The organism is Enterococcus sp. DIV0876 (assembly GCF_050529585.1).
In the GTDB taxonomy this organism is placed as follows: Bacteria; Bacillota; Bacilli; order Lactobacillales; family Enterococcaceae; genus Enterococcus_D.
Window position 1 is genome coordinate 534,238 of record NZ_CP172882.1, and the last position, 25,763, is coordinate 560,000.

Annotated in this window: 27 protein-coding genes, 1 rRNA gene, 1 other RNA gene and 1 pseudogene (1 of these 30 running past the window's edge); 22 read left to right on the top strand and 8 right to left on the bottom strand. The window is 41.2% G+C overall.

Going from position 1 to position 25,763, the window contains the following annotated elements; all coding sequences use genetic code 11:
* The first annotated feature begins 168 nt into the window (after window positions 1-168).
* The 4 genes from IGI41_RS02485 (at window position 169) to IGI41_RS02500 (ending at window position 3,070) form a co-directional block, all read left to right on the top strand.
* The gene (locus tag IGI41_RS02485) at window positions 169-636 is read left to right on the top strand and encodes a PTS sugar transporter subunit IIA (protein WP_430611126.1); all 468 of its coding nucleotides are present in this window, start codon (window positions 169-171) and stop codon (window positions 634-636) included.
* A complete protein-coding gene (locus IGI41_RS02490; protein ID WP_430611127.1) occupies window positions 633-911 on the top strand; it encodes a PTS sugar transporter subunit IIB in 279 nt (92 codons plus the stop codon). The genes IGI41_RS02485 and IGI41_RS02490 overlap by 4 nt, the downstream gene beginning before the upstream one ends.
* Window positions 912-989: 78 nt before the next feature.
* Window positions 990-2,360 (top strand): PTS ascorbate transporter subunit IIC, encoded by a 1,371-nt coding sequence (locus IGI41_RS02495; protein ID WP_430611129.1) that lies wholly within the window; start codon window positions 990-992, stop codon window positions 2,358-2,360.
* Complete coding sequence (locus IGI41_RS02500) at window positions 2,360-3,070, top strand: transaldolase (protein ID WP_430611130.1); 711 nt, start codon at window positions 2,360-2,362, stop codon at window positions 3,068-3,070. Before IGI41_RS02495 ends, IGI41_RS02500 begins: the two co-directional genes overlap by 1 nt.
* Window positions 3,071-3,289: 219 nt before the next feature.
* On the opposite strand, the pseudogene IGI41_RS02505 reads toward IGI41_RS02500, so the two are convergent.
* Window positions 3,290-3,559 (bottom strand): annotated as a pseudogene (locus IGI41_RS02505) (substrate-binding domain-containing protein); the annotation flags it as partial.
* A 12-nt stretch (window positions 3,560-3,571) separates the two neighbouring features.
* Entirely contained in the window at window positions 3,572-3,763 is a 192-nt protein-coding gene (locus tag IGI41_RS02510) for a hypothetical protein (protein WP_430611131.1), read from the bottom strand.
* Between the two features lie 80 nt (window positions 3,764-3,843).
* On the opposite strand from IGI41_RS02510, the gene IGI41_RS02515 reads away from it, so the two are divergent.
* From IGI41_RS02515 to IGI41_RS02525, 3 genes are all read left to right on the top strand, one after another.
* Complete coding sequence (locus IGI41_RS02515; protein ID WP_430611132.1) at window positions 3,844-3,978, top strand: methanol dehydrogenase; 135 nt, start codon at window positions 3,844-3,846, stop codon at window positions 3,976-3,978.
* A 39-nt stretch (window positions 3,979-4,017) separates the two neighbouring features.
* The gene (locus tag IGI41_RS02520; RefSeq protein WP_430611134.1) at window positions 4,018-5,712 is read left to right on the top strand and encodes an oleate hydratase; all 1,695 of its coding nucleotides are present in this window, start codon (window positions 4,018-4,020) and stop codon (window positions 5,710-5,712) included.
* Between the two features lie 407 nt (window positions 5,713-6,119).
* On the top strand, window positions 6,120-6,959 hold the full coding sequence (locus tag IGI41_RS02525) for a helix-turn-helix domain-containing protein (RefSeq protein ID WP_430611136.1): 840 nt from the start codon (window positions 6,120-6,122) through the stop codon (window positions 6,957-6,959).
* 114 nt (window positions 6,960-7,073) lie between these two features.
* On the opposite strand, the gene IGI41_RS02530 is transcribed toward IGI41_RS02525, so the two are convergent.
* Window positions 7,074-9,428 (bottom strand): HAD-IC family P-type ATPase, encoded by a 2,355-nt coding sequence (locus tag IGI41_RS02530; protein ID WP_430611137.1) that lies wholly within the window; start codon window positions 9,426-9,428, stop codon window positions 7,074-7,076.
* A 313-nt stretch (window positions 9,429-9,741) separates the two neighbouring features.
* On the opposite strand from IGI41_RS02530, the gene IGI41_RS02535 reads away from it, so the two are divergent.
* A complete protein-coding gene (locus IGI41_RS02535; protein ID WP_430611138.1) occupies window positions 9,742-10,059 on the top strand; it encodes a nucleotide pyrophosphohydrolase in 318 nt (105 codons plus the stop codon).
* Between the two features lie 111 nt (window positions 10,060-10,170).
* On the opposite strand, the gene IGI41_RS02540 is transcribed toward IGI41_RS02535, so the two are convergent.
* A complete protein-coding gene (locus IGI41_RS02540) occupies window positions 10,171-10,491 on the bottom strand; it encodes a DMT family transporter (protein WP_430611139.1) in 321 nt (106 codons plus the stop codon).
* A 222-nt stretch (window positions 10,492-10,713) separates the two neighbouring features.
* Here IGI41_RS02540 and IGI41_RS02545 point away from each other — a divergent pair, with 222 nt between their 5' ends.
* The 6 genes from IGI41_RS02545 (at window position 10,714) to ffs (ending at window position 14,926) form a co-directional block, all read left to right on the top strand.
* The gene (locus IGI41_RS02545) at window positions 10,714-11,370 is read left to right on the top strand and encodes a DUF4767 domain-containing protein (RefSeq protein WP_430611140.1); all 657 of its coding nucleotides are present in this window, start codon (window positions 10,714-10,716) and stop codon (window positions 11,368-11,370) included.
* A 263-nt stretch (window positions 11,371-11,633) separates the two neighbouring features.
* Window positions 11,634-12,269: a YczE/YyaS/YitT family protein gene (locus tag IGI41_RS02550; RefSeq protein ID WP_430611142.1), complete on the top strand. Its 636-nt coding sequence runs from the start codon at window positions 11,634-11,636 to the stop codon at window positions 12,267-12,269.
* 143 nt (window positions 12,270-12,412) lie between these two features.
* Window positions 12,413-13,777, top strand: coding sequence for an RsmF rRNA methyltransferase first C-terminal domain-containing protein (locus IGI41_RS02555; protein ID WP_430611144.1), 1,365 nt, complete (start codon window positions 12,413-12,415; stop codon window positions 13,775-13,777).
* A 68-nt stretch (window positions 13,778-13,845) separates the two neighbouring features.
* A complete protein-coding gene (locus IGI41_RS02560) occupies window positions 13,846-14,181 on the top strand; it encodes a hypothetical protein (RefSeq protein WP_430611146.1) in 336 nt (111 codons plus the stop codon).
* Between the two features lie 115 nt (window positions 14,182-14,296).
* The gene (gene tadA / locus IGI41_RS02565) at window positions 14,297-14,800 is read left to right on the top strand and encodes a tRNA adenosine(34) deaminase TadA (RefSeq protein ID WP_430611147.1); all 504 of its coding nucleotides are present in this window, start codon (window positions 14,297-14,299) and stop codon (window positions 14,798-14,800) included.
* A 27-nt stretch (window positions 14,801-14,827) separates the two neighbouring features.
* An RNA gene (gene ffs / locus IGI41_RS02570) (signal recognition particle sRNA small type) lies at window positions 14,828-14,926 on the top strand.
* Window positions 14,927-15,020: 94 nt separating this feature from the next.
* Here ffs and IGI41_RS02575 read toward each other — a convergent pair.
* On the bottom strand, window positions 15,021-15,521 hold the full coding sequence (locus tag IGI41_RS02575) for an FUSC family protein (protein WP_430612687.1): 501 nt from the start codon (window positions 15,519-15,521) through the stop codon (window positions 15,021-15,023).
* Between the two features lie 227 nt (window positions 15,522-15,748).
* Here IGI41_RS02575 and IGI41_RS02580 point away from each other — a divergent pair, with 227 nt between their 5' ends.
* The 4 genes from IGI41_RS02580 (at window position 15,749) to IGI41_RS02595 (ending at window position 19,240) form a co-directional block, all read left to right on the top strand.
* A complete protein-coding gene (locus IGI41_RS02580; protein WP_430611149.1) occupies window positions 15,749-17,128 on the top strand; it encodes a bifunctional metallophosphatase/5'-nucleotidase in 1,380 nt (459 codons plus the stop codon).
* Between the two features lie 87 nt (window positions 17,129-17,215).
* Window positions 17,216-17,830, top strand: coding sequence for a YutD family protein (locus IGI41_RS02585; RefSeq protein ID WP_430611150.1), 615 nt, complete (start codon window positions 17,216-17,218; stop codon window positions 17,828-17,830).
* Between the two features lies 1 nt (window position 17,831).
* Complete coding sequence (locus IGI41_RS02590) at window positions 17,832-18,602, top strand: TIGR01457 family HAD-type hydrolase (protein WP_430611151.1); 771 nt, start codon at window positions 17,832-17,834, stop codon at window positions 18,600-18,602.
* A complete protein-coding gene (locus IGI41_RS02595) occupies window positions 18,599-19,240 on the top strand; it encodes a TIGR01906 family membrane protein (protein ID WP_430611152.1) in 642 nt (213 codons plus the stop codon). Before IGI41_RS02590 ends, IGI41_RS02595 begins: the two co-directional genes overlap by 4 nt.
* A gap of 54 nt (window positions 19,241-19,294) precedes the next feature.
* Here IGI41_RS02595 and IGI41_RS02600 read toward each other — a convergent pair whose 3' ends face one another.
* Together IGI41_RS02600 and IGI41_RS02605 are read right to left on the bottom strand one after the other, a co-directional pair.
* Window positions 19,295-19,804 carry a phosphatidylglycerophosphatase A family protein gene (locus IGI41_RS02600; RefSeq protein ID WP_430611153.1) on the bottom strand — a complete coding sequence of 170 codons (510 nt, stop codon included), beginning with the start codon at window positions 19,802-19,804 and terminating at the stop codon, window positions 19,295-19,297.
* An 84-nt stretch (window positions 19,805-19,888) separates the two neighbouring features.
* On the bottom strand, window positions 19,889-20,866 hold the full coding sequence (locus IGI41_RS02605) for an NAD(P)/FAD-dependent oxidoreductase (RefSeq protein WP_430612689.1): 978 nt from the start codon (window positions 20,864-20,866) through the stop codon (window positions 19,889-19,891).
* Between the two features lie 118 nt (window positions 20,867-20,984).
* On the opposite strand from IGI41_RS02605, the gene IGI41_RS02610 reads away from it, so the two are divergent.
* Complete coding sequence (locus IGI41_RS02610; RefSeq protein ID WP_430611154.1) at window positions 20,985-21,596, top strand: peptidylprolyl isomerase; 612 nt, start codon at window positions 20,985-20,987, stop codon at window positions 21,594-21,596.
* 43 nt (window positions 21,597-21,639) lie between these two features.
* Here the strand turns inward: IGI41_RS02610 and IGI41_RS02615 are convergent, their stop codons facing one another.
* Complete coding sequence (locus IGI41_RS02615; protein ID WP_430611155.1) at window positions 21,640-22,821, bottom strand: MalY/PatB family protein; 1,182 nt, start codon at window positions 22,819-22,821, stop codon at window positions 21,640-21,642.
* A gap of 93 nt (window positions 22,822-22,914) precedes the next feature.
* On the opposite strand from IGI41_RS02615, the gene IGI41_RS02620 reads away from it, so the two are divergent.
* The 3 genes from IGI41_RS02620 to IGI41_RS02630 all read left to right on the top strand — a co-directional run.
* On the top strand, window positions 22,915-23,295 hold the full coding sequence (locus IGI41_RS02620; RefSeq protein WP_430611156.1) for a CvfD/Ygs/GSP13 family RNA-binding post-transcriptional regulator: 381 nt from the start codon (window positions 22,915-22,917) through the stop codon (window positions 23,293-23,295).
* Between the two features lie 67 nt (window positions 23,296-23,362).
* Window positions 23,363-23,725, top strand: coding sequence for a hypothetical protein (locus tag IGI41_RS02625; protein ID WP_430611157.1), 363 nt, complete (start codon window positions 23,363-23,365; stop codon window positions 23,723-23,725).
* Between the two features lie 571 nt (window positions 23,726-24,296).
* Window positions 24,297-25,763 (top strand): 16S ribosomal RNA (locus IGI41_RS02630); it runs 93 nt beyond the window's last position.

The following is a 25,763-nucleotide window of genomic DNA, read 5'->3' on the forward strand; positions in this document are numbered from 1 at the left end:
TAAAGTTTTTGATCCATAATATTTTTTGTTTTTTTTAAATGTTTTCCAAGATTAAGTGGAAATAAGTGAACTTTATATTCCATGTATTTCCAGTTTGAAATGGAAATGGTAGGGCTTTCAAAGGTCTGGTCTATTTTATACAATGGAATTGTAGAAGGAGGGATTTAGATGGGCACATCATTAAAGTGTCATTTTTCGAATAATAGAATTCAATTTAAAGATAAGGTGGATGATTGGCGAGAAGCAATTGTAATCGCTTCTGAACCATTACTTTTAGAGGGTATCATTGAAAAAAGGTACGTAGAAGCAATGATCGATTCAATTAATAGATTAGGCGATTACGTGGTTTTAGTTCCTAAAGTAGCTATGCCTCATGCGAGACCAGAATTGGGTTCTTTGGGAACAGGAGTGAGTATTTTGAAATTAGATGAACCTGTCATATTTGGTGAAAATCATCTAGTCTATATCATTATTTGTTTGGCTACAAAGGATAATCAAAGTCATTTAGAAGTTTTACAAGATATATCTGTCGTGATTGATGAAGAGGATAAAGTTGATTCTTTGATTGCACAAGATGACAAGACATGTTTTATGCAATTAGTTGAAAAATATATACAAGAGGAGGAAAATCAATGATTCGTATAATAACAGTATGTGGGAACGGCATCGGAAGTAGTAACTTGTTAGCAATGAAAATTAATCAATTAGCAAAAAAAAATGGTATTGAGTTAGAGGCTCGGCCTAGTGATTTCAATGCAGCTTTGGGTGAAAATCCAGATTTATTTGTTACTGTTGAAGAATTTGCAAAGCAATTTCCTGATGATAAGAAGGTTGCAATTGTTAGAAGCTATGCAGATAAGAAAAAAATAACTGAAGATTTGTTGCCTGTTTTAGAAGAATTGAATAAATAATTACAACTTTACTTGGCCAGTAAAGTTTAAAAAGCGCGCTTTTTCTCTAACAAAAATAGATTAATATGGAGGAAAAAAATGTTTATATTAGAATTTTTCAAAGATATGTTTAGTGAACCAGCAATTTTAATGGGACTTGTAGCTTTTGTAGGGCTTATTGCGATGAAAGCCCCTGGGCATAAGGTGTTAACTGGAACTTTGGGGCCGATTTTAGGTTATCTAATGCTAGCTGCTGGTGCGGATGTTATTAGTGCAAATTTGGATCCGCTCTCGCAAATGATAGAACAGGGTTTTCATATTACAGGAGTTGTTCCAAACAATGAAGCTGTAACTTCGGTGGCACAAAAAGTGTTAGGTGTAGAAACAATGACTATTTTAATCGTAGGACTAATTTTTAATTTATTGATCGCCAGGTTTACTAGATATAAGTATGTTTTTTTAACAGGACATCATTCATTTTTTATGGCATGTTTATTATCAGCTGTATTGGGAGCTATTGGGTTTCAAGGAACGGTGCTTGTCGTAGTAGGAGGTTTTTTTCTAGGTGCATGGAGTGCAATGTCTCCAGCAATTGGACAAAAGTATACTCTTAAAGTTACTGATGGTGATGAAATAGCTATGGGACATTTTGGTTCAATCGGCTATTACCTTTCTGCTTGGATCGGTCAATTGGTTGGAAAAGACTCGAAATCAACTGAAGACATTCAAGTACCAGAAAAATTTGGCTTCTTAAGAAATACAACAATCTCAACAGCGTTAACAATGATTATTTTCTATCTAGTATCTGCAATTGCTGCAGGCCCAGATTTTGTTTCTACATTATCTGATGGGAAGTCTCCTTATTTATTCGCTATTCTTTGTGGACTGAAATTTGCTGTTGGTGTAACAATTGTTTACTCAGGGGTCCGAATGATACTTGCAGATTTACTTCCAGCGTTTCAAGGAATTGCAGACAAAGTGATCCCCAATGCAGTTCCTGCAGTTGATTGCGCTGTGTTCTTTCCATATGCGCAGACTGCCGTTATTATTGGGTTCATTTCAAGCTTTATTGGCGGACTAATTGGCATGTTCATTCTCGGTGCCATAGGTGGCGTATTGATCATTCCTGGATTAGTGCCACACTTTTTCTGTGGTGCCACAGCAGGTGTTTATGGAAACTCAACTGGAGGCAGAAGAGGTGCTATGATTGGATCTTTTGTAAATGGCCTTTTCTTGGCTTTTCTACCTGCTTTTCTATTGCCTGTATTAGGTCAATTAGGATTCTCGAATGCAACATTTGGTGACTTTGACTTTGGGTGGATCGGCATACTGCTCGGTAAAGTAGGTGGACAATTTGGACAAGTGGGTATCTACGGTATTATAGGAATCGTATTGCTCGCTCTATTTTTACCTAACATACTTAAACCATCAAAAGTAGCGATTAATAATGAAGAAATGGAGGTTGAGTAATGAATCTAAATATTGATATTTATTCAGATGGAGCTGTATTGAAAGATATGTTAGCAATGAAGGAAAAAGGAATAGTATCTGGTTTTACTACTAACCCGACTTTAATGAAACAAGCAGGTATAAAAAACTATATGTCATTTGCCAAGGAAGTATTGGAAAATATTGAAGATATGCCGATTAGTTTTGAAGTGTTTTCTGATGATTTTGGTATTATGGAACAAGAAGCTTTAAAACTATCCTCACTAGGAAAAAACGTGTACGTCAAAATTCCTATCACCAATACATTAGGCCAGACTTCGATTCCACTAATAAAAAAACTCTCGGAAAAAGGGTTGAAATTAAACGTAACAGCGATTATGACTGAAAAACAAGTTCAGGATACGGTATCTGCATTTCATACAGATACGAATAATATTGTATCTGTTTTTGCTGGAAGAATTGCTGATACAGGGATTGATCCTGAACCTTTGATGAAAAAGGCGCTAGAATTATGTAGAGAAAAAGCTGGTACAAAACTCTTATGGGCGAGCTCGAGAGAAGTCTATAATATTATGCAAGCTGAAAAATTAGGTGTCGATATCATTACGGCTACACCCGCAATTTTGAATAAATTATCCATGTACCATATGGACTTAGACAAATTATCACTGGAGACAGTAAAAATGTTTAATCGTGATATTAAAGATTTGGGTTTCTCTATATTGGATTAGCTTTGAAAATAGCAGAAGATGACAGCTGATAGATAGTGCTGTCATCTTTTTTATATTTTTAAAAATAAAACACGCTTAATTTTTTGTTCAGTAAAACGTTTCATCAAAAATATCTTTTTGACTAGTGTAATTGATTTATTTGCAGATTCTCGCTCATTCATAAAGTACCAACCAAACCAACTCTAAAGGGCTATTTTTTCTTGTTATCATTAAGATATTTTATACTTCAATCCTTCGTACAGATCCACGAATCGTCAATTGCGGCGAGATTTTTTGTTGGATAAACGGTGTACTATTTTCCTCGATTCTTTTGATTAGTGTTTTAACTGTTAATTTCCCCATATAATTCAAATCTGTAGATATATTTGTGATTTGCGGCACGGCACTTCTAGTAAATTCTGTGTCATCGAAGCATAAAATACTTATATCTTCTGGAATCGTATACCCCGCAGCTTGTAAAAAGCTATTCACCATAAAAGTTAGACCAGAGTTCGCACAAAACTAAGCATCTGGCATCAAGGTAATTTGTTTCAAAATGTTGAATAGTGCCCCTTGTGATTCTTCTATTTCTGTGATTTCAATAAGAGGATTCAATGGTTTTTGGTGTACAGAATAAAAATCTTTATAAAGTAAGGCTTTTTTTGACAAATCACCCAAAATGTCCAATAACAATAAAATCACATTAGTTATCATTTGAAGTATTTCTTGCTTAGGACTACGATGAATCCGTAAGTTGAATAAGACATAGAATGATAACGAAGGAGCGAAATCACATGAAGAAAAAAATGATCTTATGGACGATCGGTATTGGCATCGTGGCAGCTGGTGCTGGATACTTGGCGAAGAAGACAGGTTTTTTTGAAGATGATGCCTGGTTATACGATGAATATGATTCAACATTGAAATAGCCGCACATTATGCAGGATGAATAATGAGGAGGAAGCACAATGCAAAAGAAAAAAGCAATCATGATCGGCGCAGGACTATCCAATATGGCCGCAGCAGTTTATCTGATTCAAGAAGGCAATTGGCAAGGCGATCAAATCACCTTTTACTCTCTCGATGATCATGGCTCAAATGATGGGGCACCGACTGAAGATGTCACTGATGAATACTGGAATAAGAACCACCCAATGGACAACCAAAAAGGCTATGTGGCGCGTGGTGGACGGATGCTGAATTACCGGACATATGTCGATTTGATGGATTTGCTGGACAGAATTCCATCTGCAACAGAACCCAATATGACAGCGGCCGAAGATACCCGGGATTTCGATGCCAAGCATCGAACCTTTGATAAAGCCCGTTTATTAGAAGGCGGCAAAGGGATCATCGACGGGGGACGGTTAGGCTTAAACAACAAAAGCCGAATGCTGCTGACCAAGATGATCATGATGCCTGATTCAGAAGAAGAAAAATTAGACAACGTAACGATAGCTGAATACTTTAAAGATGATCCAGATTTCTTTGAATCAAATTTTTGGTTTATGTGGGAAACGACGTTTGCCTTTCGGACCCGAAGTTCCGCGCAAGAATTGCGGCGCTATATGCATCAAATGATTTATGAATTCACCCAAATCGAACACTTAGTTGGTGTCAATCGGACCCGTTACAATCAATATGAAAGTATTATGCTGCCATTGATCAATTATTTGAAAGATCAGGGCTGTCAAATTGTCTTAGATCGTTTGGTGACCGATTGGACATTCAAAGAAACGACGATGCAAGATGAAATCACCGTGACAGGTTTGCATATGCATAACACAAAGACCAATCAAGATGAATTTGTCGCAGTAGATGAAGATACAGCCGTAATTTTCACGAATGGATCGATCACTGATTCTGCTACTTTGGGTGACTTTGATACACCTGCACCAGAAAACATGGATTACGGGGCAGCATCTAGTCTTTGGAAGAAAGCTGCGGAACGCTTTTATAACGTTGGCAATCCGGATAAGTTCTTTGCGGACCGTGATGCCAGCGAGTGGGTCAGCTTCACTTTGACGACTAAAGATCATTTGCTGTTGAATGAAATCACCAGAATTACGACCCAAGAACCAGGAAATGCGTTGAACTCGTTTATCTCAACAACACCGATTACACCGTTGAACCAAAAAGATGTCAATATGTCGATCGTGGTGCACCATCAACCGCATTTCACTAGCCAAAAACCAAATGAAACCGTCATTTGGGGATATTTCTTATATCCACGTCGCCGGGGAGAATTTGTTGACAAAATGTATATTGAAATGACCGGCAAAGAGATGTTGCAAGAACTGATAGGTCAATTATCTAAAGTGGATCCAGGACCAGGCAACATTCGCGATAAAGAAGCATTGATCATGGCGAGTGTCATCAACAACATTCCAGTGTATATGCCTTATGCTTCTGCTTTGTTTAACAATCGTGCCAAAAGTGATCGGCCGAAAGTGATTCCTGCCCATTCGACGAACCTTGCGTTTACTGGTGAATTCGTGGAACAACCATATCAAATGATTTTCACCGAACAAAGTGCTGTACGTTCAGGAGAAATCGCTGCTTTCCATTTTGCCGGTATCCCAATGTCTCGCTTGGTACCGACGCCTCGTTACGACAAGGATTTAAAAACTTTGGCTCGTGCGGCAAAGAAAATGTTTGCTTGACTTTTTTGTGGATCCGCAAAGAACGTTGCAAGAATACTGCGGACAAAATAAGCGTAAGTTGGACAGTAAAAAACTGCTACCTTCATCCTGTAATGAAAGGTAGCAGTTTTTTTGATTGCTTGTTCAAACTTTTAATAGGGGAAGCGTTCTTTCAAGTGCACGTTAATTTATAACAGTAAATTATTTGTACATATCAGTCAAAATTGCCGCTTCATGAACATGATTTAGACACGAAAAGCCAAGACATCTTTTTATAAGCCAATATGATGCCACCAAGAACCCGAGAAAATATCAAACATTTTTCTCCCCTCCTCAAACTAATTTGTTTGTATGTATAGGATACGATGATTGTTGTATAATGGGTTTGAAATGTGATGAAATGTACCTTGGGAAAAAGGAGTTTTCTTATGGAGAGCAATCAAGTGATCAAAGCGCTAAGAGAAGAACGCGGATTTACGATTTCAAATCTGGCGCAAGATATTATGAGCCGAGAGGCATTGAACAAATTTGAAATTCGAGGAACGTCTTTGTCTTCGGACAAGTTGACTCAAATCCTAGACAGATTGAATGTGACGTACGAAGAATATCTAAACCGTTTAGATATGTCTAGTCTAGATACGAAGAAGAAATATGATACCTTATTTAAGCAGGCAATCACTTATGGGAATGAAGAAAAATATCAGGCGCTTTCCTTACACTTGCTGCAAAAATATCAGGAAACAAATGATGTGTTTTATGCAATCAAAAAAGAGCAATTTGCTATTGAATACAACTATATGCAAAAGCACACATTAAAAGGCAGTGAACAAGGGATTGAATATATCATCGCTTATTTGAACCGCATTGAGACATGGGGGAAGTTTGAAATTTCGATTTTCGGAAGTTGTATGTTTGCCTTTACCAATGACTATATCTATAGTAATTTGAATCGCTTGAATCGCAGGATCCATTCATTCATTGCGGATTCACCCCTCCACAGTGATTTTGCCCATATTCTCTTAAATGCATTGATTTTACTGGTTGCCATTAGAAAAGATTATACGTATGGGCCCAAATTACTTGAACAGCTGCTTGAATATACGCATGACCCGAATTATATGTATGAACAAATTTGTGCAAATATCTTTAGAAAACTGATTGAAAAAAAAGAGGCTTTTACGTTAACAGATGTTGAAAAGGAATTGTCGATTCTGAATTATTTAGGTTATTCGGAGATGGCGAAAAATATGGAGGAAGTATTAGGCTAAAGAAATAAGCAGTATTTTTTGTCGTCAATGACTGAATATAGTAAAGAACCCTGTACCCCATGCGCTTGATCTGCGCTAGGGGTACAGGGTTCTTGTTTGAGATTTGGTTTTGCATCATGATAACTTTTGCAAAGATCGCATGTTCACATAACGACGAACCAAGTGTTTCATCCATCTTTCGATGAAGCGTTGTGCGTACGTAGCATAGTTTAACAAGGCAATGAGCAGAACCAAATTGATATAGGTGGTATTGCCTAGATTGAATAAGTTTTGCCCAATGATCAAGGCGACAAAATAGAAAAATTGGGTACAAAAGAAAATGGTCGTTCGGTATTTGTTGATCGGCGGATACACTTTTCTTTGCAGCAAACGATAATTCCAAGCCGTAAAGATGATGCTCATGATCGAGAGGGCTTGCGTGCTGCTGTTGAACCAATGACCAATATTAATAATCAATAATGTCCCAATTGAAATCGTGATGGCTGTTGGCAAGGCGTTTTGAAAGATCGTTGTCATGAAGTCACCTTTGATACGCTTGAAATCAGGTTCAAAGTTCAATAAGAACGTGGGAATACCAACAAAACAAGCGTTGATCATCGTTAATTGAATGGGTTCAAAAGGATAGGTCGTGCCTGAAAGCAACGTTCCGATCGTTATGATGATTGAGAACAATACTTGGACTAAGACCAATGAACCAGAGCGCGTGATATTGTTGATGACCCGTCGCCCTTCATCCATGACTGAAGGCAATGCAGCAAATTGGTTTTCTAATAAGACCAAATTTGATACTTGCCGGGCAGCATCGACACCAGAGGCCATGGCTATCGAGCAATCTGATTCTTTCAAAGCAAGGACATCATTGACGCCATCACCAGTCATAGCTACTGTATGGCCAAGTTCTTTCAGGTAAAGGACCATCTCTTTCTTTTGCTGCGGGGTGACACGACCAAAAATTTGATACTTGCCAACCGCTTCTTTTAGTTCCGTAGCTGTTAATGTTGATACATCGATATACGCTGAAGCACCAGGTAAATTGACTTTTTTTGCAATTTGACTGACAGTTACCGGATCATCTCCAGAAATCACTTTACAGTCAATCCCTTGGGAACGGAAATAGTCAAGAGTTGTTTCGGCATCCGCCCGAATCGTATCCGACAATAAAAAGAAACCAAGAGGTCGGATATCTGTCAGGGTGTGGTCTGTTTCGTAGGACAGGGGACTATGGGCCAACAAAATCACCCGATATCCAGCCTTTGCAAAGGCACGGTCTTGTTGCAAAATATCGGGATGACCTGCAGACAACAGTATCGATGTGGCGCCGATAAAGTAAGTGCCTTGTGCTGCAAAAGTGACACAACTAAATTTACGATCAGAAGAAAAAGGCGTCACATGCTGCACGTCAAAGGTGGTGGCCGTTTCGAAATGTTCCCGTAATGCGCGTGCGGTCGGATTTTGATCAGGCAAGTGAGCCAGCAGATTTCCAGTGATTTCAGACAGATCTATTTTGGGTGCAATGGGCACGACTTTTTCTACCGTCATTTTTCCTTCAGTGATCGTTCCAGTTTTATCCAAACAAATCACATCGACCCGTGCCAAGGCATCGATACAGTTGAGCTCTTGGACCAATACTTTCCGTCGAGCCAAATAAACAGCACTGATCGTCAGTGTCACACTGGTCAATAAGAACAGACCTTCTGGAAACATGCCGACCGCTGCGGCCACTGTCCGCAAAATCGCAGTATTGAGTGGGGCGTTGGAAAATAAATATTGTTTGACGAATAAGAGGGTGCATAGCGGCACCAAAATCAAACTGATCCAACGAATGATCTTGTTTAAACTGCCTTGGATCAAGTAAGTCTGGCGCTTGCTGGATTTGGCTTCTTTGTTGATTTTTTCGATATAATTGTCTCCGCCGACATGGATCACTTGGCAGATAGCTTCACCTGAGGTAATAAAACTGCCAGAGAACAGTTCATCCTCAGTTTGTTTATAAATACTATCTACCTCACCAGTCAACAAGGATTCGTTCACTTCCAGCGCACCTTCGCGTATCTTTGCGTCTGTCGGCACTTGATCACCGCTTTTTAGGAAGATGTGATCATCTAAGACAAGCTTTTCGATCGGCAGCGTTTCTAGGCGCCCATCGCGGTATACATTGGCCTTGGCTACTTTGAGTAAAGCCAATTGATCAAGGGTACGCTTTGAGCGGATCTCTTGAAACAAGTTGATGACGACATTGCTGAAAACGACAAAAACAAACAATCCGTTTTGATAAGAACCTGTCAAGCAAACCAGAAAAAACAGGAGTGTGTTGATCAAATTAAAAAAAGTGAAAATATTGGTAAAGATAATCTTCGGATAAGTGTTCGAATAGTCTTTTTTTGTTTTGTTGACGGCGCCGCTTTGGACACGTGCTTTCACCTCTGCTGCCGTCAATCCTCTTGCGTGTTTGGTTTCGATTCTGCTCATCCTTTCTTCTTGTTCTACAGTGATTAGTCTACCGAGTTGGTGTGAAGATGTAATCGGTCTTGGGTACGGGATTTAATTGATGCGTATATTTCATGGTTTTGGCGAATAAAAAGTGTACTGTGTAAAATATAGCATAATCTACCGTGGATCCGTCGTTTCATTTTTGTCACTTGTTTGTCAGTTTCTGTCAGTCGTGTCACTGTTGTATGGCAGAATTCATATCTCGTTGTAAGGATTTTTTATCAAAAATACGTTATTGTGTGAGGGATAGATAGCGGTACGCAAGACAGTAAGGAAAGGAAATGAGAAACAAATGGAAGAGAAACAAACATCAATGGATCGCATCAATCAATTCAGAGATGACCGGAATTGGCGCCAATTTCATAATGAGAAGGACTTAGCCTTATCGATCTCGATCGAAGCTGCAGAGTTGCTTGAGATTTTTCAATGGAAAACAGCGGAAGAAGCATTGGAAGATTTTGAACATCTGAAAGAAGAAATCGCAGATGTGTTGATTTATAGTTATATGTTGGCTGACAACTTAAAGTTGGATATCGATGAAATCATTCAAGAGAAACTGGTCAAGAATAATGTGAAGTATCCTGTGGATCAGAGCCGCGGGATGAAATAATATAAAGAGGAGACGCGTGGTCGTCTCCTCTTTATGGTTAAATTTGCAGTAAACGTCAAAAAGTGATAGTTGGAACGGATTGAAAGTAGCATATAGGATAACTGATAATGGTCAATGGCCACTCGTAAACTTGATCCCAAGAATCCCGACAATCAGCAAGACCACAAAGAACCATGTCAGAGGTGATAAATGATCCTTGAAAAAGACGACACCAATAAGGATCGACCCCACCGCACCGATACCTGTCCAGACAGGATAGGAGATACTCAATGGCAACTGTTTGACAGCCAAAGCCAAAAAGCCAAAACTAAATACCATCCCGATCACTGTTAAGATGCTGTACCAAAGTTGAGTAAAGCCATTGCTTAATTTCATCGTACTTGCCCAAACCACTTCAAATAAACCACCCATTAATAAATATATCCATGTCATTTGACACGCCTCCTTAAAATAAAAAAAAGTATCTAGACCACTCTACAAAGACCTAAAGAGTTGGCTACATACTTGGATCACCCGGTGGTGATGTTTTATGACTGACGCTATTATTTCACATATAGCACATAGGGTCAATAAAAGTGAATAGCGGTATCGTTTGTTCAATCCTATTCGTTGCCGTATAATAGTAATATAGTAAATAAAAACGAGGTGAGTACGATGAAAAAATGGACATCAGCGTGGCTTCTATCTACTCTTTTATTGTTGACTGCTTGTGGATCAACGACAACGAACTCGACGAGTGACACAAGCAGTCAGGCAAGTATAGCATCATCCGTTTCGTCAACAACGGAAAGTCAATCATCTACCAGCAGTACCGCAAGCAGTCAAACCGATTCAACCAGCACAACACAAACATCAGCGGCTGAAAAGGAACAAGAGACGACACCTTGGAATGAAACGAAAGCAGCGCAATTGCGCAGTTTTATGCAGGAGTGGGGCACAGAGATGGAACAAACGTATCAAGCGTATAGTCCAGGCAGCAATGTGGACTTATATGGGTTGGCATTGCCTGACGGTGTGCTTAGCGGGTCCGACAAATGGCAAGCAGTACTTGATGAGACGCCGATGGATATCGCTTGGTCAGAAACTGGTCAATCAGGTGCAGATTACGATTTGGTTGCTGTTTATTCAGATGCTGAGACACAAGATTACCTAGAAAAACATGTCTATTTCTTTACGGTCCATCATGGCGAACCGCTTGTATTGGTCACGAGTCAAAATCAAGGCAACGAAAATAATTATTTGTACTTTAAAGAGACCGAAAATGCTGCATTGAAAGATGGTTTTCGGAAGATTGTTTTGACAAATCCTTAGTATGAGGATGAAATACTCAATTGTTGGATGAAGAAACCGAGTATAGCGCCAACCATTCTTGTGGTTGGCTTTTTTCATTCCAGAAAGCATCGAAAAATTACGGAAGGTCTTTCCGCCTACCCGCAGCATTGCTCTGAAGATGAACGATTTGAGAAAATCCAACAATATCCGCTCGCAAGGCCTGTCGAGGGATAACAAGCATTGGAATTCCCATTTCCTTTTTTTATCGTTATACTTAAAGAAAAAGAGAAGGCGGCGATTGAATGAAAAAAGAAACATGGTTGCGTTCCCTTTATGCGCTGATAGGGGTTGCGATTTTAGGTTTAGGGGCAGCACTTTTGCGTGTTGGCGGTGTCGGGCTTGATCCTTATACGGCTGCCAATATTGGTGTGGGAGAATTGTTGGGCCTTTCTTTAGGTATCTATCAATTGATGATCAATATCGCTGTATTGATCTTGATTTTTATTTTTGGGCGGCGCCATATCGGCATTGGTACGGTGATCAATATGGTGTTGACAGGTTTTTTTATTGATTTTTATACGAAAGTCTTTGATACATTTCAGGTCGGACCAAACAATTGGATCCAGCAAGGGATCTTTCTTGTGATTGGCATCTTATTCTTCACCTTTGGGGCGTCATTTTATATGTCAGCAAAATTGGGGAGTGCGCCTTATGATGCGATCGCACCAACGATCGTGGATCAAACCAAAGCCAATTATCGTGTGGTACGGGTCATCCAAGATGTAGCCTTTGCCTTGTTGGGTCTATTTACTGGCGGACCAATCGGTATCGGGACCTTTATCAGTGCCTTTTTAGTAGGGCCGCTGATCAAATTCTGGGATGATTATATTTCACAGCCTTTTATTGAGCGGACGATCAAAAAGGCGATTTTCAAATAAGCATTCCTTTGAAAATGATACGCAATCAATATTTTCATGACACAACTTATGCGATAGGTTGTGTTTTTTTGGTTCATTAAAGGAGTAGTTCTTGCATAATCGGCTGTCAGTCGCTATGATAAAAAAGCTGAGGGGGAATATGTATGGCATTACCTACACCTTTTATAGAAAAATACCGAGATTTATTGGGTACAGAAGCAGAGGCTTTTTTTGATGCGTTGTCCAATGGACGACCTGTGAAAGGGTTTCGCTTAAATACGGCTAAACCAAATGCAGAAGTGATGTTGGCAAAATATGGACCTGAACGATCAAAAGCACCTTATGCTAAAAACGCGTACATTGGTGAAGTCAAAGGCAAGTCGCTGTTGCACCAAGCAGGCTATGTCTATAGTCAAGAACCAAGTGCGATGATTGTTGCGGCGATCGCTGATGCACAACCAGGCGAGCGTGTGTTGGATCTTTGTGCGGCACCAGGCGGGAAATCTACGCAATTGGCAAGTCAGCTAAATGGCACAGGTTTGTTAGTCAGCAATGAGATTTTTCCAAAACGTGCAAAAATATTAGCGGAAAATATCGAGCGGTGGGGTTTCTCCAATGTGGTGGTCACCAATCATGCACCCCATGAGTTGAGCCGTCATTTTCCACACTTTTTTGACAAGATCGTCGTAGATGCGCCTTGTTCTGGTGAAGGCATGTTTCGCAAAGATCCGGTGGCTGTGGCGGAATGGCACAGTGACGCACCTCGTCAATGCGCTATTCGGCAACAAGATATTCTCCAAGAAGCTGTCCGTATGTTGAAGCCGGGGGGCCAATTGATTTATTCTACATGTACGTTTGCTCCAGAAGAAAATGAAGCCATCATCAGCTGGCTTGTGGAGGAGTATCCATTTGTCATCCAATCTATCGACCGAGCTAACGTTGCCCATGGGCGTTCAGAATGGGGAAATGTACCGAATATTGAAAAGACGATTCGCCTATGGCCGCATTTGAATCAAGGGGAAGGCCACTTTGCTGCAAAATTACTGTATCAAGCTGAAACAAAGCCAACGAAACCGAAGAAAAGCAAAGCAAAAAGCACGCAATCAAAACTCGATCAAGAAACAGTGAAGCTGTGGCAAGCATTTCAACAGAACTTTCCGTTCTTACCTACCAATGAAGGATCATTACAAATTTTTGGAGAACAGATGTGGCTTGTTCCTAATGCACTGCCTAATTTGAAAGGGATGAAAGTTCTGCGTCCGGGTTTACATATCGGCACACGCAAGAAAAATCGCATTGAGCCAAGTTTTTCAGTGGCGATGGCTTTTCTGGCAGGCAGCCAAGGACCGATCTTGTCCATCACGATCGAGCAGTGGAAACAATATGTAGCTGGAGAAACGATCACTGTGCCGGGAAATGCTGGGTGGGTGATTTTGCACGTCGATGATGTACCGGTGGGTATCGGGAAACAAGTCCAAGGCGTCGTCAAAAACTTCTTTCCTAAAGGGTTAAGATTTCAAGTAGACTAAACGAAATAGTATTCATATTTTGGTCTCCGTGCTATCATGGAAGTAGCAAATCAAAGGAGCTGATCGATATGAAAACATCTTCAAAAGTAACGGTTGGATTAAGTATTGCGGCGATTGCTGGCATCACCACTGCAGTCGTTGTTTCAGACAAGGTATTCAATAAAGTACGCTTCGCTTGCAACCGCCACAAGGTGAAGAAATTTGTTGATGACAAATTCAACGGCAACGAAAAGTTATTGGATGTTGTAGATGGATTGTCTGATAACGAATTAGATTCCTTGTTAGGCGTCATGAAAAAAGTCAAAGATGGTCGTGACAAAGTTTCGGTTTACGGCGATAACATCAAAGACTCGACACAACACGTCAAAGACAAATTAACTAGTTTGATTGAATCTGTCTTTTGATCCAACCGATGATTTGACCCGCAACGATGTAGATTGTTGCGGGTTTTTCTCGTCTTTGTCTACACAGTTCGTTATAATGAATGCACACAGCAAAAAATCAGGAGTGAAGTCACACGTGGAAAAAGTGAGTACATTGACCACTGAGCAAAAAGAGTATTTTATGAAAGAAGCCATGAAAGAAGCGGGTAAAGCTGCTGCAATCGCAGAGGTGCCGATCGGTGCTGTGGTTGTTTTAGATGGTGAAATCATCGGTCGTGGTCATAATTTAAGAGAACATCAGCAACAAGCAGCAGCCCACGCAGAGATGTTTGCGATTGAAGCCGCTTGTCAGAAAATTGGCAGTTGGCGTTTGGAAGGTGCGCAATTATTTGTCACACTGGAGCCTTGTCCAATGTGCAGTGGTGCGATGTTATTGTCTCGGGTGGAAGAAGTCTATTTTGGCGCCTATGACCCAAAAGGGGGGACAGCCGGCACATTGATGAATCTGTTGACAGACGAACGCTTTAACCATTGGTCTTATGTAGAAGGCGGTATTTTAGAAGCAGCTTGCGGGCAAATGCTGACTGATTTTTTCCGCGCTTTGAGAGAAAAGAAAAAACAAAAAAAGACTAGTAATTGATAACAAAGTACGTTATACTAAGTACTGCCGAAAGGCTAGGACAATGGAGGTCTTGTGAAGCGTGTCAGATCCGGAAGGAAGCAGCACTAAGCAGGAGTCTCCATGTGTCTGATTTTTTTTTGCCTTTTTACGGGATACCAATAGAATCAGCTGTTTATATAGAAGATGTTCAATAAAATGACATAGTGAACCTAGGATATAGGATCCCAGGTTTTTTTTGTTATGCTTTTTTTGCGTCTTTTTTTGGAAACACAGGCAAAAATCGATTCACCAAAATCGCCACACCCATCCCAATGAAGCTATCGATCACACGGTTAAAGGCATAGACATAGGATTCAGTCTGAGGAACCATGAATAAGATAGTCAATAACGTTGCACATGCCCCCACAGTTCCTTCGTTGTAATCGAATTTGACCAAAAGTGCAATCATGCACATGATCACCAATGGAATAGCGATGACTTGCACGATAGGTGTGAACCCAAAATATTTAAAAATGGCAATGCAAATGACAGATGCCAGTGCACCAAATGTGTTGCCGGCAATGCGGTGTTTGCCATATTTCAAGGTATTCTGGTGGTCTTCGCGTAAGGTGAAAACAGCCGTGATCGTAGACACAACATAGGTTTCTCGTTGCAATAGAAAACTGATCAAAATACAAATAAAGACGCTGATACCGGTTTTTAAGTTGCGTAAGCCGAATGTTAAGCCGAAAATGTTCAATCGGTTCATCCTTTCATCATAAAATAAGTGACAAAGGTTTATTATAGCACAGTTGAAAGGTTCTTTTGGGGTGTTTTTTTTGTAAGCGATACACCTCCTTCAAGGGTGATCAAAGAAGCCTCTCAGTCATTATTCGAAGAATTTATAGCTGATTTGTAGTAAAATTGGGACAGATCATTGTTATCAGAGTTGTCCTTAGAAAAGGGACGGTTGGAAAGAGGCTGCTTATGGAAAAAATAACCATCATTCACACCAATGATATCCATTCACATTTGGAAAATTGGCCTAAAATACGACGTTACTTGGATCAACGACAAAGGGAAGCTGTTTCTATCGATGAATCAGTTTTCACAGTCGACTTGGGAGATTTTGTTGATCGTTGGCATCCGCTGACCGAAGCGACCAATGGGCAAGGCAATGTTGATTTGATGAATCAAGGGCACTATGATGCAGTCACGATCGGCAACAATGAAGGGGTTGGTAATCCCAAAGAAGACTTGCAACATCTTTATGACTTGGCGAACTTTCCAGTGGTATTAGGGAATTTATTCGATAAGAAAGATCTCCAACCGCCGAAATGGGCGCAAGACTATCACATCGTCGAAAGCAAAATGGGCACAAAAATTGGGTTGATCGGCTTGACCGCACCGTTTCCTTTGACGTACGCGCCAAATGGTTGGGATATCCGGGAGCCGATGGAAATTTTACCTTCATTGGTTGCCCATGTGCGGCCCAAAGTAGATGTACTGGTATTGATGAGCCACCTTGGTATCAATGCTGATCGTGAAATTGCCGATCATTTTCCTCAGCTGGATGTCATTTTGGGTTCCCATACCCATCATCTATTCGAACATGGCGAAAGGATCAATGGGGTTCAAATTGCGGCTGCGGGAAAATTTGGCATGTACATTGGTGAAGTGGAAGTGTTGTTGACGGATGACCACAGAATCCAAGGGAAGTCGGCACGGGTGATCCCAACGGCTGCTTTGATGGCTTTCCCACAAGACGAAGAAGAAATCAACGGCTACTTATCGATTGGTCATCGTTTATTACGGGCCAACCAAGTGGCGGTATTACCGGAAACATTGACCGTAGCGCCTAGTGCACATTCATTGATCGAAGAAGCTTTATTGGCTTTGTGCGCTGAAGGAAAGACGGAGGCAGCAGTATTAAACACGGGCTTATTTTTAGGCGACTTGCCAGCGGGGATTCTGGACCAAGACCAACTCCACACCATACTGCCTCATCCAATGCACTTGATCAAGGTGACATTGACGGGGGACAATTTGATTCGTATGGTCTTGGAGATGGAAAAAAATCGTGCATTTTTACGGCGGTTCCCGATTGTCGGTATGGGGTTTAGGGGGAAAATATTTGGAGAACTTGTCTATCAAGGCATCCAATATGATCAAACCAACCATCAAGTGCTGTGGCAGAATCGTCCTGTTGATCCTGACCAACACTATACCGTCACACTTGTTGACCACTATCTATTTATTCCCTTCTTTCCCACGATCGAGATTGCAGGTACAGTTGAATTTTTATTTCCAGCATTTATTCGTACAGTTGTCGGAAACTATCTAGGCAAGAAGTATCCGTTACAATAAAAGCCAGTGTCTTTGGTATTTGCACGCAAATCCACGACTATCATTGCAGCATAAAACAAGGTATAATAAGCAACAGGTGGTGAAAAGATGACCGAAAAACAAACAATCACAGATGAAATCACATCTGTACTTGAAGAAATTATAGAAGAACCAGAAAAACAGCCCAAAAAAGGCGAACTGGTTACTTTGTTGACGGAAGATGAAATCATGATCGGTAACCGACAGTATAAAGTGGTGGTCAATTATCGCGATGGTTTCGACCCTGAAAAATTGGGGGAGCGTTATAGTGAAGTTTTGGCACGTTATGATTACATCGTCGGGGATTGGGGCTATGAGCAATTACGCTTGAAAGGTTTCTTTGATAAAGATAATCGCAAAGCATTGCCAGATCAACGCATCGATATGTTAGAAGACTATCTTTATGAGTACTGCAACTTTGGTTGTGCTTATTTTGTGATTCAACGCATCGGCGGAAAGAAAGAAAAAAGTACGACGCGTCGTCGCAAGAAAAAGCCAGCTACGCAAAAAAATCAAACACAAGCGGCACATATTGAAGAAAAACGAGAAACCGTGCCGAACAAAAAGGCAAAACCGACAATCAAAAATCGTAAACCAAAAGAAAATAAACCAAAGACGACTGAAACAACTACAGTCAAAAAGAGCAATAAAAAAGAATTTACGATTCGACAAAGGGAAGAATAGCATGAGTTATAAAGGATATTTGATTGATTTAGACGGAACGATCTATTTAGGGAAAGAACCAATTCCGGCAGGTAAACGATTTGTAGAATCGCTGCAAGACAAAGGACTCCCTTTTTTGTTCGTGACCAATAATACGACTCGATCACCAGAAGTGGTTGCTGATCGATTGGCTACGGAGTTTGACATCCATGTTGGTCCAGAAACGATCTATACAGCAAGTTTGGCAACAATCGATTTTATGAAGGATGATGCCAAAGGCAAGAAAGTCTTTGTGATTGGCGAAGCGGGCTTGATCGATTTGATCTTGGCTGCAGGCTTTGAATGGGAAGAAACCAATCCTGATTATGTAGTAGTGGGCTTAGACAATGATGTGACGTATGAAAAATTTGTCTTGGCGACATTGGCGATCCAAAAAGGTGCCACGTTCATTGGTACCAATCCTGACAAAAACATTCCGACAGAACGTGGATTATTGCCAGGTGCTGGCGCACTGATCGCGATGGTGGAAACAGCAACACAAACACCGCCGATTTTTATCGGTAAACCTGAAGCGATCATTATGGACAAAGCGGTAAATCGTATTGGGTTGAACAAAGATGAGGTTATTATGGTTGGAGATAACTATGAAACGGATATTTGTTCGGGCATTCGCAATGGAATCGACTCTTTGCTCGTGCTTTCGGGCTTTACCCCAAAAGCAGCTGTTCCGATGCTGCCGGTGGCTCCGACTTATGTGCTGGACTCCCTCGATGAATGGGATTTTAACCAATGAAAAAACAGATTTGGCTTGAACGTCTAGCGTATCTCTGTTTATTTCTATTTTTGATCAGCCTTGCCATCACGATCACGATCAACTTTCGTCCGTTATATTGGTTTGATGTGCATTATTTAAACATTTTAGACGCTACGACTGTCTCGCAGGATGTCTTGCACAAAAACTATGGGATGTTGTTGGATTTCTTGAACAATCCCTTCAACCATACGTTGGCATTGCCAGATTTTCCAATGTCAGCTGCAGGCGCAGGACATTTCTATGATGTCAAAAAGTTGTTTTTGTTGAACTATGCCGTGATGATTCTCACAGCACTGCCAAGTATTTGGCTGATCATCCGTTTTTGGAAGAAGCGGCAGCAATGGCGCTTGATTCGTCCATTCCAATGGGGCATGCTGATGCCAATCTTTTTCGGTTTTTTGATGGCCATTGGCTTTGATCGATTTTTTGTGACTTTTCATGAAATCTTTTTTAGTAATGATGACTGGTTGTTTGATCCGCGAACGGACCCTATCATCAATGTCTTGCCGGAAAGCTTCTTTATGCATTGTTTTATTTTGTTTTTTATTTTGATAGAACTCTTTTTCTTTGCCTTTTATCTTTGGGGCAAGAGAAGTTTGAAGAAGCGTCCCGTATAAAGGATAATAAAAAAAACACTTCAGCAGTCTTGTTTGATGCTGAAGTGTTTTTATTTATTGGGTAATATAATGGGACTTGCTAGGATGCTGGTGGGCCAGACGGCTAGCAGCAGATGCGGCGATCGCGCCGACAATATCGTCTAAAAATGTATGGACCCGAGGGCCATCGTGCCGGTTCAACTCTTTTAAGATACCGGGTTTTACTTTATCGATATAGCCATAATTGGTAAAGCCGATCGAACCATAAACATTGACGATCGACAAGGCCAAGATCTCATCGATGCCGTAAAGCCCTTCATCGTCTTTCACGATTTCTTGTAGCGGATGCAATAGCTGGTTTTCTTCGGCTAAAATATCCAATTGGATCCCAGTCAAAATCGTGTTGTGGACTTCACGTTTGCCAAGTACCGCATTGACACTGTCGACGCACATCTCTAAAGTGATGTCTTCGATATAGTCCTTTTGCAAAAACATCACCAATTCACCAATATCTTGCATAGATACACCGCGGTCCGCCAATAATTCCCGTGCTTTATCTTCTAGCGTTTTATTCTCTAATACCATAATCTTCCCTCCAATATGATTTTTTGAACAAGTAAAATTGTTGGAAATACACAATTATTCGTCATGACACATCGACTTCTATCCTTATTCTTTAAAAAGACTCGTGCTGTGGGCAGGCTGTGTGCGCGTCTTAGGATCGATAAAGTGCAGGGCATTATTCACTGCTGTTGGTGCTTCACCGAATCCAGTTGCAATCAAATCGACTTTGCCATCATATACTGCCACGTCACCGCAACCATATACACCAGGAATCGACGTGCGCATATCAGATCCAACAAACACACCTTGTCGATTGCTTTTTAGCCCCCAGTCTTTGATATTCAAAGTGGATGAAAAGCCATAGTTGACGATCAATGCATCTAAATTCAAGGAAACCGTTTCTTCTCCTTTGACTTGCTGCAGTGAAAGACCGTTCAATCGTTGATCGCCTTGAATATCTTGAATCACGTAAGGCGTCAAGACGTTGACGGAAGATGCTTTCAGTTTATCGACACTATGTTCATGGGCCCGAAATTCCGCCCGACGATGGATCAAGAACACTTCGCTGGCAATCGGCTCTAACATCAACGCCCAGTCAATGGCAGAGTCGCCGCCGCCGGCAATCGCAACTTTTCGGCCAGCATATTTCATCAAATCAGTGACAAAATAATCCAATCCATAGCCTTCAAAACGTGCTGCATCTGGAAAAGTCAATTTTCGTGGTTGAAAAGAACCGTTGCCTAATGCAAGAATGACAGCTTTCGAGTAATGTGTCGTTTTATCTGTGGTGATCTCAATGTAGTCTTCTTGTTTCTCGATGTGTAAAACCGTTTCTTCTAAACAGTATTGATGGTTGAATGTCGTTAACTGTTTTTCTAGATTTTGAACTAAGTCGCCTGCTTTGATTTTCGGATAACCAGGGATGTCATAAATATATTTTTCAGGGTATAACGTGGCCAATTGCCCCCCTAATTGTGGTAAACTATCGATCAATTTGGTTTTTGCATTGCGCATACCGGCATAGAAGGCTGCGAACATACCGCTAGGACCCGCACCAATGATCGTGATATCAAAAATATCCATGTGATTCCTCTTTTCTACACTTGTATAGCTGTTGGCTTGATGCATTCTTTCGAATAGTTTCATTATAGCAAAGATTATTGAAACTAGCATTTTTTCAATTTTCTGCTATCATGGATTTATGATAGAGAAGGAGGAGTTAGTTGTGTCTGAATTTCCACAGTTAGCATTAGAAAAACAAACTGGCCATCAAGCAGTCATCAAAACAAATCGTGGGGATATCGTTGTTCAATTATTCCCAGAATTGGCACCTAAAACAGTGAAAAACTTTGTCGAATTGGCGAAAAAAGGGTATTACGACGGCATTATTTTCCACCGCGTTATCCCTGATTTTATGATCCAAGGTGGCGATCCAACCGGTACGGGTATGGGTGGCGAAAGTATTTATGGTGGTAGTTTTGAAGATGAGTTTTCAAAAGAGTTGTTTAATTTGCGCGGTGCATTATCCATGGCGAATGCCGGCCCAAATACAAATGGCAGTCAATTTTTCATCGTCAATAACCAAAATGTGCCAAGCAATATGCTAGGCCAATTAGAAGGTGCTGGCTATCCAGCAGAAGTGATCGAAGCTTATAAAGCTGGCGGTACACCTTGGCTAGACTTCCGTCATACTGTTTTTGGACATGTGGTTGAAGGTCTATCTGTCGTAGATGAAATTGCAGGCGTGCAACGTGGACCACAAGACCGTCCAGTGCATGATGTCGTGATCGAAACAATTGAAATCACTGAATAATCCACAAAGAAACCCAATTGCTTGGCAATCGGGTTTTCTTTTTTTATTGTCTATCGATTGTTTGGAACGCCTTTGCGATTTGCTGCAGCGCTTGGGTAAGGATAGTTCTAGAACAAGCGAAATTCAAGCGCATATGCTGACTGCCATGAGGACCAAAGATCGTTCCTTGATTCAAGACAACGTTGGCTTCCTTGATCAAGACTCTTTGCAGCTGATTGTCTGATAATCCGTAGGCAGAAAAATCAAGCCACATCAAATAGGTGCCTTCAGGCATTTGAAAGCGAATCTCTGGCAACTCTTTTTGCAAGAAGTTGCGCACAAAATCTGCATTTTTTGACAGATAAACCAGCAATTCTTCTAGCCAAGGAGTACCATCTCGATACGCAGCTTCCGTTGCCACCGCGCCGAATGTATTGATTTCACCTTGTACATTTCGTTCTTGTGCTTCGACAAAGCGTTTGCGTAACGTAGGGTCTTTGATAAATACCATCGAATTTTTGATACCCGCCAAGTTGAATGTTTTGGTAGCAGAAGTCAAAACCAATGAAAAAGCAGTGAAGCTTGGATCGACAGTCTGAAAAGATGTAAATATATGTGGGGCAAAGACGATATCTTGATGGATCTCATCGCTGACCACAATGACTTGATGTTTTTGACATAGCAAGCCAATGGTTCTTAGTTCTTCTTTTGACCATACGCGACCACCTGGGTTATGCGGGTTGCAAAGAATAAATAGTTTCACGTTATTATCAATGATTGTTTTTTCCATAGAAGCAAAATCAATTTCGAAGTGACCATTTTTTTCCAGCAAAGGTTCACGGACCAACTGGCGCTGGTTGCGAATGACAACATCAGCAAATGGATGATAGACCGGATCATGGATCAGTACAGCATCGTTTTCCTGCGTGTAACTTTGTAAAGCCAATGCCAAGCTAGGCACAACACCACTATTGAATAAAATGTCTTCTTTTTCTAATGTATAGCCATGACGGGTTTTCTGCCAGTCAATAATAGAACGGTAAAGTGAGTCAGGAAATATGCTATAACCATAAATCCCCTTAGCAACGATTTCTTGTAATGCTTTGGTGACAGGTTCAGGTGCCAAAAAGTCCATATCTGCCACCCACAAAGGCAGCAAATGATCACTTTTATACATCTCTTTTATCGCATCCCATTTCACACTATTGGTACCAACGCGGGGTTGGACTTTATCAAAATCGATCATCAATATCCCTCCTATAATCTGCAAGATTGGTTCTGATACTTCAAATCTACCACTTGTTCAAGTATAATAAAAGAGGAAAAGCGAGGAATGACGATGAGCTATCAAATTGGAAACATTATAGAAGGAACAGTAACGGGCATTCAACCTTATGGGGCATTTGTTTCTTTAGATAAAGAAACGCAAGGATTGATCCATGTATCAGAGATTCAATCTGGCTTTACGAAGAATATCCACGAAGTCTTGCAGATTGGCCAAAAGATTCGCGTTCAAATTATTGATATCGATGAATATAGCCAAAAAATCAGTCTCTCACGCCGAACATTGGAAACCACATTTGTTCAATCGCCCTTTAAAAGAAAACGATACTTTACCAATAAAAATAAGCGTATTGGTTTTCGTACGATCGAAGAGATTTTACCTGAATGGACAAGAGAAGCCAAAGAAATGTTAGAAAAAGAAACCAACAGCAGATAATGGTGCATATTTTCTGAAAATGTGCTAAAATTATTTTGCAAACAAATGAATAACTGAGGTGGGTATTTTGGGATCCAAAAAAGTAGCAGGTACAGTTATGATGCACTTAGCAAATGGTTCGAAACGATTTTTGATGCACATGAATGAAGGCAATGCAGAACTAGCGTCAACAGATTTTTCAGAGGATAAAACCGGCTTGGCTACAATCCTACAATTATTCAAAGAGCGAATTCAGTTAGATGTTACAGCGATTGAACTCGTTGAATTAACAAATGGCAACATTGATACGCAAAACATTCCATTATTTGTTTTTGAAACACAAGAAGCTGAACAAACACAACAATTGCCAGCAGGCTATGCGTGGGAAGAACCAAATACCTTCCGTAAAATCATTGAAGATTACGATATTGAAGGGGTGCCTTTCTTTTAGCAAGTACCGATGAACCATCCATTCAAAGACCGCAAAAGCGGTCTTTTTTTTATGGAAACGATTTTCGTAAAAAAAATGAAATATTTCCTTGACCGAATGTCAGAAGCATGGTAAATTTATCAACGTTGGCAAAACGCCGACGGGTCAAAAAATACTTTTCAAAAACTTTTGAAAAAGGGCTTGACCAAATGCAAAACAGATGATATTATAACTGAGTCGCAAAAATAAAACGATTAACGGTTGTTGATATGACAACAAATTAATTGAAAAAAGTTGTTGACAAATAACAAATCATTTGTTATCATAATGAAGTTGCTAAGGCAGCCGCAACGTTGTTGAAAAAAACAACGAGCGAAAAAAAACTTTTATAAAAAGTGTTGACAATCGCTTGTCACTCTGATATGATATAAAAGTTGCTAACGCAACAACGTAGACCTTTGAAAACTGAACAAAGCAAGCAAACGAACCAATGTGTAGGACGCTTCATTATATGAAGCAAATACATGCAAGCAATAGCTAGCAAAAGTTAATTTTTATGAGCTTAACGATCCTTTGGATCGTTCAAACAAATCATTATGAGAGTTTGATCCTGGCTCAGGACGAACGCTGGCGGCGTGCCTAATACATGCAAGTCGAACGCTTTTTCTTTCACCGGAGCTTGCTCCACCGAAAGAAAAAGAGTGGCGAACGGGTGAGTAACACGTGGGTAACCTGCCCATCAGAAGGGGATAACACTTGGAAACAGGTGCTAATACCGTATAACACTATTTTCCGCATGGAAGAAAGTTGAAAGGCGCTTTTGCGTCACTGATGGATGGACCCGCGGTGCATTAGCTAGTTGGTGAGGTAACGGCTCACCAAGGCAACGATGCATAGCCGACCTGAGAGGGTGATCGGCCACACTGGGACTGAGACACGGCCCAGACTCCTACGGGAGGCAGCAGTAGGGAATCTTCGGCAATGGACGAAAGTCTGACCGAGCAACGCCGCGTGAGTGAAGAAGGTTTTCGGATCGTAAAACTCTGTTGTTAGAGAAGAACAAGGATGAGAGTAGAATGTTCATCCCTTGACGGTATCTAACCAGAAAGCCACGGCTAACTACGTGCCAGCAGCCGCGGTAATACGTAGGTGGCAAGCGTTGTCCGGATTTATTGGGCGTAAAGCGAGCGCAGGCGGTTTCTTAAGTCTGATGTGAAAGCCCCCGGCTCAACCGGGGAGGGTCATTGGAAACTGGGAGACTTGAGTGCAGAAGAGGAGAGTGGAATTCCATGTGTAGCGGTGAAATGCGTAGATATATGGAGGAACACCAGTGGCGAAGGCGGCTCTCTGGTCTGTAACTGACGCTGAGGCTCGAAAGCGTGGGGAGCGAACAGGATTAGATACCCTGGTAGTCCACGCCGTAAACGATGAGTGCTAAGTGTTGGAGGGTTTCCGCCCTTCAGTGCTGCAGCAAACGCATTAAGCACTCCGCCTGGGGAGTACGACCGCAAGGTTGAAACTCAAAGGAATTGACGGGGGCCCGCACAAGCGGTGGAGCATGTGGTTTAATTCGAAGCAACGCGAAGAACCTTACCAGGTCTTGACATCCTTTGACCACTCTAGAGATAGAGCTTCCCCTTCGGGGGCAAAGTGACAGGTGGTGCATGGTTGTCGTCAGCTCGTGTCGTGAGATGTTGGGTTAAGTCCCGCAACGAGCGCAACCCTTATTGTTAGTTGCCATCATTTAGTTGGGCACTCTAGCGAGACTGCCGGTGACAAACCGGAGGAAGGTGGGGATGACGTCAAATCATCATGCCCCTTATGACCTGGGCTACACACGTGCTACAATGGGAAGTACAACGAGTTGCGAAGTCGCGAGGCTAAGCTAATCTCTTAAAGCTTCTCTCAGTTCGGATTGTAGGCTGCAACTCGCCTACATGAAGCCGGAATCGCTAGTAATCGCGGATCAGCACGCCGCGGTGAATACGTTCCCGGGCCTTGTACACACCGCCCGTCACACCACGAGAGTTTGTAACACCCGAAGTCGGTGAGGTAACCT